Raw genomic sequence first — 13,538 nt, 5'->3', positions numbered from 1 at the left:
CCGCGCGGCACCGGCGACGACACTGGCCTCGGGCCGGTCGCGCCCACCGGAGAGCACCCCACCCGCACCGCGGGTGTCCGCGCCCCCCGCGGTGCGGTCGTCCTCGGACACCGTGCGCCAGAACTCGTCCTGCGGACTCGGCTCGCCGTTCTTGCGGCGCAGCCGGGAGAACAGGCCCCCGGCCGGTGTCGGCACCGCCGACGACGCCATGCCCACCGACATCTCCACCATCTGCCACAACCGGCGGCCCGGGCGGCCCACCATGAACAGCAGCACGGTGACCAGCCCGGCCACCACCATCTGGGTCAGCATCGACAACGTGCCGCCCGCCGAGAAGATGGCGCGCAGCAGCAGGGCCTGCACCCCGGCCAGCACGGACAGCACCAGCAGGTTGAACGCGACCGTGCCGACGACCTTGCCGACCCGGCGCAGGACGTCGTGGTGCACGATGGCGATCAGTCCGACCAGGGGTGCGGTGAGGGTGAACAACCGCACGAGGATCTGTGCCAGCAGCACCGCCGCCTTCGCGAACAGCTGGAACAGCGCGTAACAGAGGCTCTGCAGGAAGGCCAGGAACCCGACGCCGGTACGGCTGCCGTCCTCACCGGTGAAGTACCCCGTGGCGGGGCCGAGTTCGCCCGCGATGCGGACGTACTCCCGCTTCTTCTCGTCGATGACGGCCTCGTCGGCGTCCGCGCCGGAGCGCATCTCCTGCCAGGTGAACGCCTGCGCGTCGAGCAGCTCACGGCCGTACTCCTCGGCCTGCGGCGCGTCCGGCGCCCCGAACTCGCCGCGCATCCAGTTGTTGTAGATCACCTCGGTGTGCAGGTCGGTGGGCAGCACGTCCCGCACGATCCGGTCCTCGGTCTCGTCGACGAAACCCGCCTGGATGTTCGTGGTGGTCTGCACGATGGCGTTGTCGATGTCGTCGTAGTAGCGCAGCAGTGCCATCGACGACGCCGCGAGCCACACCCCGCCGAGCGCGAACAGCGACCGTTTGCCCACCGTGGACAGATCGCCGCGCCAGATGTTGCGGAACAGCAGGACCGCGAGGATCAGGGCGGCCAGGCCGAACAACTGGGTGTAGATGTTGTCGTAGACGGTCTCGGCGCCCTGCTGCACGGCGTTGTAAATCGGGGTGAGCAGCCCGCCCTCGAGCACGGTGTAGTGCAGCGAGTTCGTCGCGCCCACGATGTTCTTGCCGATGTTGAACAGCTGGTTGCCCGCCCAGGTGTCGATCGTGGACTCCGGGTCGGACACTCCCGGGCCGAGGGAAATCGCGCCGTCGTCGCACTCGTAGACGTGCCACACCATGCCCGCGTAGCCGTGGTCGAGGTAGGCACTGCCGTCCGCGCCGTTGCCGGTCGGCGGGTCGATGGCACCCACCATGCCCGAACCGGGCCGCTCCGGGTTCGGTGCGCACTCCCCGGGGGTCTGGGCCGCGGCGGGTGCGGTGAGCACCAGTTGGGTACCCAGCAGCGCCACCGCCGCGAGCAGGGCGGGCAGTCGACGCCGCGGCCGGGACCGCCGGTCCCGCGTGCGCACCGCACGCCACGCCCAGGCACACGCCGCCACCGTCATCAGCGTCAGCACGGTGTTCATGCGACACCCCTGCCGGTACCGCTCCGGGCGGCTCCCGCGTGCTCCTGTTCCCTCGGTTCCCTCGGTGGGTCGTCCCCGGTGCCGGTCGCGGGGTCGGTGTGCCCGGCCTCGGCGAGCCCGACCTCCAGTTCCGCGGCCAGTTCGAAGTCGGTGTCGGTGCCGTCGGTGTCCGTGCCGCCGGGGACCGGCGCGGCGGGCACGTCGACGGAGGCGGTCCCGTCCGGGGTGTCCCCGTCGGGATCCGCGCCGCCGCGTCCGGCCGCGCGCCGGTCGACGGTCGCACCCGGCGCCGTGTCCAGTGCGTCCCGCAGGTGCTCCAGATGCGGGCCGGAGAAGTCCACGCGGATGCGTTCCACGCCCCCGGCACCGTCGGCGAACAGGAACTGCCGCGGCTCGGTGTCCCGTTCGACGTCGCGCCGCGATCCCGGCCTGCGGCCGAGCGCGGAGACCACCGACTCGTAGCCCACCCCGACCGGCACCTTCAGCAGCCGCAACGCGTCCGACTGGGTCTCCTCGTCGTCCAGCCTGCCGACGAAGACCGAGTCGAGCAGGGCCACGAACCCCTGGATGTTCAGGAAGTCGGCGGGGATCTGGGACGACAGCAGCACCCGGACGTTCCACTTGCGCGAGTCACGGGCGAACCGGTTCATCAGCACCCGGCCCGTGGGCACCTCGGACAGGAAGAACGCCTCGTCGATCCAGACGCCCTTGCGCAGCTCCTTCGGCTTCTCGTACACCGAACGCTGGGTCAGCCACGCCGCGAGGTTGAGCATCTCGATGCCGAGCGCCTCGGCGTCGGTCCAGTGCTCCCGGCCCACGCCCTCCTTCGGCAGGGTCAACCCGGCCATGGTGAGCACGGTCATCCGGTCGTCCCGGGTCTCCGAGTACGGGTCGGCGTCGCTCTCCGGGATCAGCAGCGACATGCGCTCCCGGAGCTCGTCGAGGAAGTCGGCCACGACGATCGCGTGCTCGTGGTGTTCACTGGAGTCCCGGCGCAGGGCGTCGATCACCTGCCCCGGGTCGGCGTCGTGGCGCCCGCCCACCGTGCGGACCGCACGCAGCAGCACGATCCGGGTCTGCGGCATCCGCGCCACCTCGTAGGGGAGCACGCCGGTGAGCACGTCGAGCACCAGCCGCCGCCGGGTGGCGCCGGCCAGCGCCCGCTCGCGGCGCCAGGCCCGTTCCGGGTCGTCCTCGTCGAGGAAGTGTTCGAGCTGCGGCTCGGGCACCACCCGGTAGGGGTTGAGGATGCCGGGTTGGGCGTTGAGCAGGTTGATCGGGCGTGCGTACGGGCGGATCTCGGGCAGCTCGCACAACTGGGACAGCGGCCCCGACGGGTCGAGGATCGTCCAGTGCGCCCCCGCGCGCAGGGTCTTGTAGACGATCCCGCCGCCGAGGAACGACTTGCCGCCGCCGAGTCCGGCCACCAGCGCCGTCAGGCCCGAGCCGTCCCGGACCTCCTGGGCCATCCACGGGTCCCAGGCCACCGGGCGGCGCGTGGCGGTGCAGGTCTCCCCGAGCAGGATGCCGCGCCGGTCGCCGACCTCGGCGGTGGCCGTGGGGACGGACGAGGCGGCCCAGACCACCGACCCACGGCGGAGGTAGGCACCGGAGGACAGCGCCTCCCCGGGGATGAACTCGCGGGCCAGCGCGTACTGCGCCTCGGGATGTTCGATCGCGACCTTCGGCTTGTAGAGGTCGAGCATCTGCTGCGCCAGTTTCAGGGCGTCCCGCTCGGTGGGGCCGGACACGGCGAGCCGCCACCACGACCGCACCCTGGTGGCCAGTGCGGTGAAGCCGGTGGTCATCTCGTCGTCGATCTCGAGCACCCGGGAGGCCTGCCGGGCCAGTGACTGCGGCGGTTCCAGGTCGTGCTCGTCGGTGTAGTGCTTGACCTGCGAGCGCACCTTGTTCATCTGCCGCTGCAGTTCCCCGGAGACCTCCTCGGGCCTGCGCACGTAGATGCGGGCGGACCACTCGACGGGCGCGGGCAGGCGGTCGGCGTGCTGCACCCACGGGTCGTCGACCTCGGGGATCTGCAGGCCGTGCATCTGGCCGACCGTGAGCACGGCGACGTGCCGGGTCAGCCCCGCGTTGGAGCCCGTGCGCCCGCGCACGGTGACGGTGGGCGCGTAGGGCTCGCTGTGCATGTCGGCGGCGTCGGTGAAGCTGGCCAGGTCCTCCGGCTCCCACGCCGCGCCCGGTACGGCGGGCAGGTTGCGCGGCGCGGGCAGTCCCAGCGAGCACGAGCGGTGCATCAGCCAGGAGATCTCCTCGGCCTGCACCGGCCTGCCCTCCAGCCCCGCCGAGCCGATCACCTGGTCGAGGTGCTCGATCTCGGAGTCCAGCGCGGCGAGCTCGGCGTCGACCGCCTCGGGCAGCACCTTGCGCAGCAGTGGCGCGGCACGTTCGACGGCACGGTCCATGACCCGGCGGGTCTGGACCTGCACGCCGAGGTAGACCTCCTTCTCGGCCATCGAACGGCCGAGCAGCTGCTGCTGTTCGCCGACCAGGTAGTCGTCGAAGGACAGCGCGTCCGGCACGTCCTCCGGCCGGTGGCGGGCGTTGTGGACGTGCGCCTCGGCCCACATCCTGATGGGATAGGGCCTGGTGGTGACCCGCAGGTGCATCCACCGGCCCTGGAGCTCGGCGTACTGGCCCGCGATGGCGGCGATCAGGTCGCGGCGCTGCGCGTCGGAACGGAACGACCAGCGCTGCGGGGCCAGCCGGTACCAGGCGTAGACCTCGTTGCCGGTGCGGAGCAGATGGCCGTCGATCGAGCGGGCGGCGATGGACGGGGTGTAGTGGGGTATGGCCTCCTCACCGGGCAGTCTCCTGCCGCGGTGGGGCCCCTCGGCCTGTTGCGCTGGTGCCGAGGGCTGCACTTTCCGGCTGCGGCCGCGACCGAACAACGACTACCTCCCCAGCGTCGCCGGTGGGCGACGACGTGCTCGTGGTGGGCTGTCTGACGGAGGGGCGGCAGGGGACGGGGGCGCCGGGTCCTTCCTGGCGCGGCGGCGGTGTCCGTCCCGCGGCCGGGGTCTCTCCGTCCGCACCCGGACCCGGCTCGCACCGGCCGCGCCGCCCGTCCCGGCCCGACGTTCCCTCGGGGCGTGGAGCTCGCGCATCCACATGGTCAGCACCGCCCCCAACGGTCGCTCGTGGCTGATCTTCGACGTGATGACGCGGGTGAGCGCGATCGTGATGACGAACGCCCACGCCGTGGAGAAGAACCCGAACCCGATGCCGATCTGCCGTTCGACGGCGAGCACCACCAGGAACAGCGGGATGCCCACGCCCCAGGCCACGTACCGGGCCCGCCACGGGAAGGTGGCCTTCGGCGGCCCCAACCACACCGCGTCGACGCGGTAGATCTCGTCGTCCGTCCGGATGCGCACCGCGCGAGCCCTACGTCAGGTCGTGGTGGTGAACAGGCCGGCGAGCCACTCACCGACGTCCACACCGAGACCGCTCACCGCGAGGCCGACGATGGCCAGGGCCACCACCACGCCGGCCAGCCTCCGCATGACGCCCGCGTTGTCGCCCTTACCACCTCCGAGCCACAGCAACAGCAGGGCGACGGCGAGCAGGACCAGCGGGATGATGTTGTCCAGGATCCAGCCCTGGACGTTGTTCGTGTCGAGCTCGGCCTGCGCCAGTGTCGCAAGCGTCAACGTGGTCATCGCGTACTCCCGAGCGCCCGGGGGGTGGTGCGCCGCGCACCGGTGTGCGCCGCGCCGGGTTTCCGGCACAAGCCGTGTTCAAACAACATCATGGCGTGATGCGGGGTGGGGGTCAAAGGTGCGGAACCGGATGACCGCTGCGGCATTCGACCTCCCTCGGCGCTGTCGCACACGCAGCCCGTGCGTCCACTCCCGTCGAGCGTGACCACTCACCCACGTGCGTCGATCCCTCTCACAGTCTGTGCCAGAACTCCCTCGGTCGGTGACCGCTGGAACAGTGAATCATGCCCGGGCCAGGGGCCGGGGAGGACTCCGGCGAGTGGTGTCCGCCACTCCCCCGCTCCGACCCGCCGCACTTCACCCGTTCGGAGGACACGAACGACCGAAATCACCCTGTTCCCCGACAGCGAGCAACACCCCCACCCCGAGAACCACCCGTTCGGGGTTGCGCTCCGTGGGGTGCCGTGAAGGCCCCCCTGCCTGCGTCCGACGCAGCGAGGGCCCCCTTCACTGCATCCGGTGCAGCGAAGGGGGCCTTCACGGCACACACCGGCGGCGTGGGGTCAGGAGCGGTCGAAGAGCTCGCGGGGGATGGCGCCGGCCTTGAGGGCGGTGCGGGCGAAGTCGCGGCCGAGTTCGGCGATGCGGGCGGCCTTCTCCGGGCCGATGTGCCGGTACGGACCGGTCGCCACCGCGTTGGTGTGTTCCTCGATCCGGGCGCGCCAGGCACGGCCGCGCTCGGTGAGTCCGCCCGCGGTGTCCAGGACGCCCTGCTCGCGCAGGTCGGCCTCGGCCGCCGACCACTCCGCGTCCGACCAGCCGCGGGTCGCCTTGGCGGCCTGCTCGTTGAAGCCTTCGCCCGTGGCCGTGTGCGTCACCAGCGCGTGCAGCCCGGACATCCCCTCCGCGACGAGCGCGGCGATGTGCCCGTCCCCGCGGAACTCGCGCAACAGGGTGATGTCGTGCCACAACGCGGTGACCGGGTCGGTGGGGCGGTCGAGGTCGGCGTGCGCGGCGTACAGCGGGCGCCCTTCCGGGGTGCAGCCCTCGGCCGCCTCGCGCACCAGGCCCGCCAGCTCGGCCAGCTCCGCCGAGTCGGCGGCCTCGTCGCCGAGCAGCCTGCGCAGCGCCTCACCGGCCTTGGCGAAGCGCAGCTTGACCACCTCGTCCGGCTCGACCAACCCCCACGCGCGCGGCACGTGCCGCGCCACCAGCTCCGGGCTGAAGTTGTAAAATGTCGCGGTCACCATGCCGGCGCCCACCGGACCCAGGGGCGCGGCCCGGCCCGCGAAGTAGCACATGCGCCCCTGCTTCAGGCCCGCGTCGACGAAGGCCTGTTCGACCTCCGGCGCGAAGTACACCATCGAGTGCAGAGGTTCGAGCGTCTGGTGGCAGCGCAGTGCCACGGCTTCGGCGTCGGCGCGATCCATGCGCGCACCCTATGCGCGCCCACCCGTGCGGGGGAAGGTGGCGCGGCACGGCCCGGACCGTCCCGTGTCCTGCGTCACGGGGGCCGGGTGGTCGGTGTCGCCAATTCGGCGGACAGGACCGCTGACGGCGGTGTAGAACTCGACCTCCCCACACACCGCTGGAAGGAGACCGGTGACCACACCCGCACCCGCCCCGCACGAACCCGGGCCCACGCAGCCCCCGGGCCGACACCGCCCGACCGCCGGTCTCGGGACCGCCGCGTCCGTCCTGATCGGCCTGGTCGCCTCGTACGGTGCCGTGACCACCTGGCTGGGCTGGGAGCTGTACACGCTGGTGTCCGACTCCGTCACCGGCGCCCGGACGGTCACCTTCGCCGAGATCGAGTCGCTGGAGAGCCTGTCGCTGACCCTGGGACTGCTCTACCTGGCGCTCGGCGTGGTGACCGTCGTGACGTTCCTCGTGTGGCTGTGGCGTGCGCGGGCCAACGCCGAACGGACCTCCACGACGCCGCACCGCCGCGCCCGCGGCTGGGTGCTGGGCGGGTGGTTCGTACCCGTGGTGAACTTCTGGTTCCCGTACCAGGTCGTGGCCGACGTCTACCGGGCGAGCTCCCCGGACGGGTCGCGCGGCACCCCGTGGCTCGCGTGGTGGTGGGCCTCGTGGCTCGTCGCGCTCGTCCTCGACCGCGGAGCCTCGGCCGCGTTCGAGGAGGCGGAACCGACCGTGGAGATGTTCCGTACCCTCGCGATCACCCAGACGCTCATGGGCGTGGCCCTGGTGAGCGCGGCGGTCCCCCTCGTCCTCGTGCTGCAGCGCATCACCGCGTGGCAGAACGGGTCCGGGATGCAGGCACCGGCCGGACAGAGCCCGACCGCGGCCTGACCTCGGCACCGTCCCGGCACCGGGTGGTGCGGGCACGACCTCCACACCCCACCCGGTGCCGGGACGGCCGGGGTCCGCCGCGCGTCAGAGCAGCCGGGTCCCGTCCGGGACGGGGTGGTCGAAACCGGCCAGCACCACCCGGCCGTCCGCGTCGTGCGCGCCGGTCACCAGCACCTCGGACTTCACCCCCGCCACCCGCTTCGGCTCGAAGTTGCACACGCACAGCACCTGACGGCCGACGAGTTCGGTCGCGCCGTAGTGCTCGGTGACCTGCGCGCTGGAGGTACGTCGGCCGAGCTCCGGCCCGAGGTCCACGGTGAGCACGTACGCGGGTTTCCGGGCCTTCTCGTTGACCTCGGCCGCCACCACCGTGCCGACCCGCAGCTCGACCTTCTCGAAGTCCGCCCACTCGATCACCGGCACACCGGCACCTCGCCTCCTGTCCACACCGACACCGACGACGCCACGGACACCGATACGAACCGGTGGCGTCGTCGCTGATCCTGCCACCACCGATCCGTCCCGCCACACGGCACCGCCGACCGACGGTGTCGGGAAGCCGGAGACACCGACGGCCTCCCACGGCGACAATCGGCCCATGGAACAGCTCACCGTGCGCCCTCCCGAGGAGGAGGAACTTCCCGCACTCGCCGAACTGCGGTGGGAATGGGTCCTGGAGAAGGGGGAGACACCCACGATCGGTCGCGACGAGTTCCGCACGGAATTCGTCCGGTGGACCCTCCGGAACACCGCATCCCACCGCCCGTTGGTCCTGCTCCGGGGCCGGGAGGTCATCGGTATGGCGTGGTTGGCGCTGTTGCCACGGGTCCCGACGCCCCACTCGGTCGAACGGTTGGCGGGTGACGTGCAGTGCGTGTACGTCGTCCCGGGGGAACGGAACCACGGCCACGGTGGCCGGCTCGTCACCGCCGTCCTGCGACTGGCCGAAGAGCTCGGACTGGTCCGGGTGACGGTGCATTCCAGCGACCGGGCGATCCCCGTGTACCAGCGCCACGGCTTCTCACCCCAGACCCGCCTTCTCCAGACCGATGTCCCGACGTCCGTTCCGTGAACCACGAGCGGTCGGTCGGGATCGGAAGCCCGCCGGACAGCGGCGGAACGCTTCCGTGGATCCGCGTACCGCCTCAGCTCGTGCGGCGCCCCCCGCTACGGGTCGAACGCCGGGTGCGCTTCCGGTCCGGGAACTTCGGGCCGGCAGCGTAGCGCACGGCTACGCCACGTCTCTGCGTCGAGCTCCGCGTAATGATCTCTCTACCGACGAGATCCCGAAGGATGTCCCGTGCCTGATAGACATCAACATCGAACAGTCGCTGAATCGTCCGATTGTTGATTTCCCCGTAGTCGTTGATGTGCTCGATCACCTTCTTGTCGATGTCGTCCATGGCCCGACTGTGGTAGCTCACCGCGTGCCCGAGTTGGGCGACCACCTCCGCACGGAGCCGGTACGAGGGAAAGCGGCGGCTCATCGTGCCGCGTGTCGGTTCGAGCACGTCGACGGGTTCCGCGGACAAGCGCTTCAACGCTGCCTGCGCCTCTTCAGGTGTTCTCTGCAGTGTCTCGGCGATCGAGTCGGCTCGCACGGTCTTCTTGCGGCAGAGGTAGTGCACGATCAGCAAGGTGTCCGTGTCGTTCTGCTCGGTCTCCGGCAGTGTCGACAGGAACTTCGTGATGCGGACCTTCGGCGGCTGTCCGCGGAAGAGCACCGACACCCGGCTCGCATCCTCCGTGATGACGGGGATGTCGCGGCCGGAACGGATCATCTCCCGATACATCCGGTCAACCCCCTGCCCGACCTCTTCAGCGAGCCCCAGCACGCGGAACGCGGTCGTCAGTGCGGGGAAACGAGCACGTGAACCGTGGGTCAGGATGTTGTGCGTGGTGATCCCGGACACGAGGGGCCCGGGAGAGTCGGTGCGCAGGTACTGAGGCGAATGTTCCACCTGAATCGGGACGCCCAGGCGCCAATCACCGTGGATGAAGGCGTTCGCGAGCGCCTCCCGCACAGCCCCCGAAGGATAATCCTCGATCTGCAGTTGCTGCCCGTCCGGCAACGTCACCGGTGTCATGGACTGCCGTGTCCGGATCAGTTGCAGCACCTCTTCGAACGCGGTGACGGCGGGGCCCGAAACCCGCACGATGGTGTCGTTCTCGCCGGACTGCGTCCTCCTGTGCTGATAGACGACCATGTCCTCCGAAACGCCCGGCCCCGGAGGACAGAGCATGATCTCTCCCGACCTCGTCAACGACCCGTCCGGCGCGACCATTTTCAGTGCGCGGAGCAGATCCGGGTCGGTGAAATCGGCGTACTTGCGACGTGCCGCGTCCGTCGACGTCGACAACAGGCGACGCACGTAGCGCAGAGCGAGCGGATCGATATCCTCGACCGCGCGCCCACTCGAATGGGAGGACCAGTCGACGCCCCGCCGCTCCTCCGAGAGCCGAGCGACATCCAACGGCCGCATGGGTACGCAGTCGGTACTGATCCGCTGGTATGTGTAACCCTTTACGGTCGCATGAACCTCCAGCCCCTCCGGCACCCGGATCTCGAGGAGTCGTCGATCAGCGAAGACCACTTCGTCCACCTCGACGAGTAGCCCCGGGTTGGTCAACTGGTGGACCCGCGAACGCAACTCCCCGGCGTCGAGGTCGCAACCCACGAAAGCATCCGGACCGGACTTGTTGTCGGCGACACCGACCACGATCGTTCCGCCTCGTGAATTGGCGAAGCACACCGCCGCGTCCGCCAGGTCCAGGCAGGCGTCCTTGAACTGCGGCTTCTGCTCCTTGAAGTCGAGAACGTCGTTCTCGACTTCAAGGCCGCCCTGCCGTTCACGACCGCGGTCAACGCAGCCTGGACACTGCTCCCTTTGAGGAAGGTAACGGACTTACTGTATCCCCAAAGTCGGCTCAAAGCACGCCGCTCCCCACCTGCCGTGAGCAGGATGGACGGCAGAGGAGCCGGGGGGCTCACCGGCACGGTACGGTCGGCGCTTCCCGACCAGGGTCCATGTGCCGACACCACGGTCGGGGCATGACGCCCGACGCACGAGGTGACGCCCGGTGGCCCGGGACCGTTCCGTCGACCCGTGCCCGTCAGTCGGTTGGACCGAGCACCAACAGGGCTCAGTCGAGCAGGACTCGGAGTCGTCCGAGGCCGCGCATGACTTCGCCCCGGTTCTTCGCGGACTTCATCCACCCCGGTAGCTTCGCTCCGAGCGTCATCCGTTGGTACGGCGGTCGCGAGGCCGACGGTGACGAGGGCACCGACCGCTCGCGGAGCCTGGCACCGACGTAGGCATCGAGATGATCGAGATGCGCCCGGTTGTAGGCCCACAACGTGCGGCCGCGGCAATCCAGCTGCAACCACAGTGGCTGACGGAAGACCGGGTCGGTGACGGTTCCCCTGCCCTCGGGATACGCCAGGACTCTCCGACCGGTCGGCCGTGTGACCTGGCCACACGCTGCGCACACGAGCCGTGTCGCGGCCTCGAGAGGGCCCGGCGTGATCCGTGCGCGAGCGCCACACCGCGGGCAGCGCACGAGCACGTCGTCCGACAGGAAGGACCAGACCGACACCGGTTGTTCCCGGAATCGCGCACGCCCTTCCCCCGCGCCGTGCTCCCCGAACTTCACCCGCCCAGTGTAGAGCGCCATGCCGTTCCCGACACAGCACTTCCGTACCCCCACTGAGCTCCGTGGGGATTCATCCGGAGAACGACCGGTCAGCGGCGGTGCTCGATACGATGCCCCCGTGAAGGAGACGCTGTTCGCCGAGCTCCGCGGCGAAACGTTGTCGGCCGTCGTGTTCGTGGCGGACTACCTGCAGCTCGATTCCAACGGATCGGTGCTCACGAGCTACGTGTGGCCGACCGTCCTTCGGCGGACTTGCCCCACGCGCTTCGAAGATCCCGGATATCGGGACGCGCTGTGCGCTTTCATCGGGCACGACATCGAGAGCACGGACGAGACTCCGGAGGCGGGTCTGGTGATCCGTTTTCCCTCGGGGTCGATCACGATCGACCCGGGCACGGACGAACTCGTCGAACCCGAGATCGCACTTCTGCAGATCCACGCCCACACCGGGTGGATGGTCTGGCGACCGGGTGAGGGCATCTTCGCGGGACGTGACTGGCCGGAGACCTGAGGAGCGCCGTCGGCACCGAAGTGTGGGGTGGACGAGTTGGCATGTAAGCCGGATTCTGTCCTCCGTCCCGCCGGGGCGGGACGGGAGGCGGCCATCCATCTGGGCCTGCCGTCGCCGACAAGCTCAAGCGGCCTACCCGCAGGCCTCGGACGGGCCGCCCTCGAACGCCTGCGCAGGAGCTCGCGCTCCCTCTTGGCCTTGCTCCGGGTGGGGTTTGCCGAGCCGTCCCGGTCACCCGGGACGCTGGTGGTCTCTTACACCACCGTTTCACCCTTACCCGGCCGTCAGGGGCCGGGCGGTCTGTTTTCTGTGGCACTTTCCCGCGGGTCACCCCGGGTTGCGGTTAGCAACCACCCTGCCCTGTGGAGTCCGGACTTTCCTCGACCGGGGACGACGTCCCCGACCGCGGCCGCCCTGCCAACTCGTCCACGTCCAGGATACCCGCCGCCCCGTACCCGCCCGCCGACGGTGTGTCAGCAGTCGTGGGCGGGCCCGGCGGGCCGGGCGGTGTGGCGCCGCAGATTCGCCCCTTATTTCCCGTAGTGATAGCGACATGCGGCAATCCTGATCTCGGTGCCGACCACCTTGTACACGAGCCGGTGTTCATCGGTGATGCGACGGGACCAGTAGCCTTGAAAACCGTGCTTGAGCGGTTCGGGTTTACCGATACCCTCGTTGCCGTTCCGGTCGATGTCCTTGATCAACGTGTTGATGCGCTTGAGGACCTTACGGTCTTCCGTTTGCCACCGGACGTAGTCGTCCCAGGCACTCTCGTCCCAGACGATCTTCATTCAGTGAGGTCCCGCTCGACGCCACCACCACTTTCCAACCGGTCGATGGAGGCGAGCAGTCGGCGGGCGTTCTCCGGGTTGCGCAGGAGATACGCGGTCTCCTTCAGCGCTTCATAGTCCTCGAGGGAGACCATGACCACCGGCTCGTGACCCGCGCGGGTGATCACGACTTCCTCACGGTCCTCGACCACCGAGTCCAGAGTCTCGGCGTACTTCGCGCGCGACTCCGAGTACGTCATGGTTCGCATGACCCCTCCTCCCACTCTTGTACAAGAAATTGTACGCTGCGGCGGCTGGGGTGGCAACGCTCGGAAGACCTTCAACGGAGGTCAGCCAGGAGCGCCGGAGCTGGGCGCTGCCGTCAGGGCAGGTGGCTGGTGTCGTTGACCAGGCGGACGGAGGTGTTGTCGTCCGGGTAGAAGTCGACCAGCGACAGCGAGGCCAGGTCCAGGTGCAGCCGGAACAGCAGTGCCGGGCCCGCGTCGAGCGCGGTACGCAGCACCGACTTGATCGGGGTGACGTGGCTGACCACGACGACGGTGCGGCCGGCGTAGCGGTCGAGGATGTCGTCCAGTGCCGTGCGGATGCGGGCGTGCACCTCGTCGAAGCTCTCCCCGCCGGGCGGGCGCACCGAGGTGTCGCCGAGCCAACGGCCGTGGATCTCCGGATCGCGGCGTGCTGCCTCGCCGAACGATAGGCCCTCCCACTCGCCGAAGTCGGTCTCGATCAGCCCGCGGTGGGTGACGACTCGGCCGCCGAGGGCGTCGGCCACGGCCCGCGCCGTCTCCGTCGCGCGGATCAGCGGGGACGACACCACGGCCACGTCACCGTCGCCGAGGTCGTCCCACGTGGCGATGCGCTTGGCCGCGGCCTCCGCCTGCCGGTGCCCGAGGTCGGTGAGGGCGGCGTCGCCGCGGCCGGAGTACCGCCGCTCGACCGACAGCGCGGTCTGCCCGTGCCGCAGCAACAGCAGGCGTGTGGGGG

General features: G+C 70.0%; 13 protein-coding genes, 1 other RNA gene and 1 pseudogene. 3 read left to right on the top strand and 12 right to left on the bottom strand.

The window, feature by feature from the left end:
- The 5 genes from ACTIR_RS0115050 to ACTIR_RS0115030 form a co-directional block, all read right to left on the bottom strand.
- On the bottom strand, positions 1-1,602 hold a 1,602-nt coding region (locus ACTIR_RS0115050; protein WP_026454902.1), incomplete at its 3' end, for a magnesium transporter.
- A complete protein-coding gene (locus ACTIR_RS0115045) occupies positions 1,599-4,514 on the bottom strand; it encodes an ATP-binding protein (protein WP_026454901.1) in 2,916 nt (971 codons plus the stop codon). The genes ACTIR_RS0115050 and ACTIR_RS0115045, both read right to left, overlap by 4 nt.
- A 3-nt stretch (positions 4,515-4,517) precedes the next feature.
- A complete protein-coding gene (locus tag ACTIR_RS25525) occupies positions 4,518-5,000 on the bottom strand; it encodes a hypothetical protein (RefSeq protein WP_084789538.1) in 483 nt (160 codons plus the stop codon).
- Positions 5,001-5,015: 15 nt separating this feature from the next.
- Positions 5,016-5,285 (bottom strand): hypothetical protein, encoded by a 270-nt coding sequence (locus ACTIR_RS0115035; RefSeq protein WP_007024725.1) that lies wholly within the window; start codon positions 5,283-5,285, stop codon positions 5,016-5,018.
- A 563-nt stretch (positions 5,286-5,848) separates the two neighbouring features.
- Positions 5,849-6,715: an SCO6745 family protein gene (locus ACTIR_RS0115030; protein ID WP_026454900.1), complete on the bottom strand. Its 867-nt coding sequence runs from the start codon at positions 6,713-6,715 to the stop codon at positions 5,849-5,851.
- A 172-nt stretch (positions 6,716-6,887) separates the two neighbouring features.
- On the opposite strand from ACTIR_RS0115030, the gene ACTIR_RS0115025 reads away from it, so the two are divergent.
- The gene (locus ACTIR_RS0115025) at positions 6,888-7,598 is read left to right on the top strand and encodes a DUF4328 domain-containing protein (protein WP_026454899.1); all 711 of its coding nucleotides are present in this window, start codon (positions 6,888-6,890) and stop codon (positions 7,596-7,598) included.
- A gap of 84 nt (positions 7,599-7,682) precedes the next feature.
- Here the strand turns inward: ACTIR_RS0115025 and ACTIR_RS0115020 are convergent, their stop codons facing one another.
- The gene (locus tag ACTIR_RS0115020) at positions 7,683-8,021 is read right to left on the bottom strand and encodes a tRNA-binding protein (RefSeq protein ID WP_007024722.1); all 339 of its coding nucleotides are present in this window, start codon (positions 8,019-8,021) and stop codon (positions 7,683-7,685) included.
- A gap of 175 nt (positions 8,022-8,196) precedes the next feature.
- Here ACTIR_RS0115020 and ACTIR_RS0115015 point away from each other — a divergent pair, with 175 nt between their 5' ends.
- Positions 8,197-8,670 (top strand): GNAT family N-acetyltransferase, encoded by a 474-nt coding sequence (locus tag ACTIR_RS0115015; protein WP_026454898.1) that lies wholly within the window; start codon positions 8,197-8,199, stop codon positions 8,668-8,670.
- A gap of 73 nt (positions 8,671-8,743) precedes the next feature.
- Here ACTIR_RS0115015 and ACTIR_RS27710 read toward each other — a convergent pair whose 3' ends face one another.
- On the bottom strand, positions 8,744-9,685 hold the full coding sequence (locus ACTIR_RS27710) for an ATP-binding protein (RefSeq protein WP_267879493.1): 942 nt from the start codon (positions 9,683-9,685) through the stop codon (positions 8,744-8,746).
- Positions 9,686-10,090: 405 nt separating this feature from the next.
- Positions 10,091-10,414 (bottom strand): annotated as a pseudogene (locus tag ACTIR_RS27705) (AlbA family DNA-binding domain-containing protein); the annotation flags it as partial.
- A 956-nt stretch (positions 10,415-11,370) separates the two neighbouring features.
- On the opposite strand from ACTIR_RS27705, the gene ACTIR_RS24870 reads away from it, so the two are divergent.
- On the top strand, positions 11,371-11,763 hold the full coding sequence (locus tag ACTIR_RS24870) for a hypothetical protein (RefSeq protein WP_052583903.1): 393 nt from the start codon (positions 11,371-11,373) through the stop codon (positions 11,761-11,763).
- A 28-nt stretch (positions 11,764-11,791) separates the two neighbouring features.
- On the opposite strand, the gene rnpB is transcribed toward ACTIR_RS24870, so the two are convergent.
- From rnpB to ACTIR_RS23585, 4 genes are all read right to left on the bottom strand, one after another.
- An RNA gene (rnpB, locus tag ACTIR_RS24875) (RNase P RNA component class A) lies at positions 11,792-12,188 on the bottom strand.
- A gap of 105 nt (positions 12,189-12,293) precedes the next feature.
- Entirely contained in the window at positions 12,294-12,554 is a 261-nt protein-coding gene (locus tag ACTIR_RS0114995) for a Txe/YoeB family addiction module toxin (RefSeq protein WP_007024719.1), read from the bottom strand.
- Positions 12,551-12,802, bottom strand: a complete 252-nt coding sequence (locus ACTIR_RS0114990) for a type II toxin-antitoxin system Phd/YefM family antitoxin (protein ID WP_007024718.1) — start codon at positions 12,800-12,802, stop codon at positions 12,551-12,553. The genes ACTIR_RS0114995 and ACTIR_RS0114990 overlap by 4 nt, the downstream gene beginning before the upstream one ends.
- A 113-nt stretch (positions 12,803-12,915) precedes the next feature.
- The coding region (locus ACTIR_RS23585) for a histidine phosphatase family protein (protein ID WP_034240324.1) at positions 12,916-13,538 on the bottom strand (623 nt) is incomplete at its 5' end.

Source organism: Saccharomonospora iraqiensis subsp. iraqiensis (assembly GCF_000430445.1).
GTDB lineage: Bacteria > Actinomycetota > Actinomycetes > Mycobacteriales > Pseudonocardiaceae > Saccharomonospora > Saccharomonospora iraqiensis.
The sequence above is the reverse complement of the archived record's forward strand: the minus strand, read 5'-3'. Positions and strand labels throughout refer to the sequence as shown.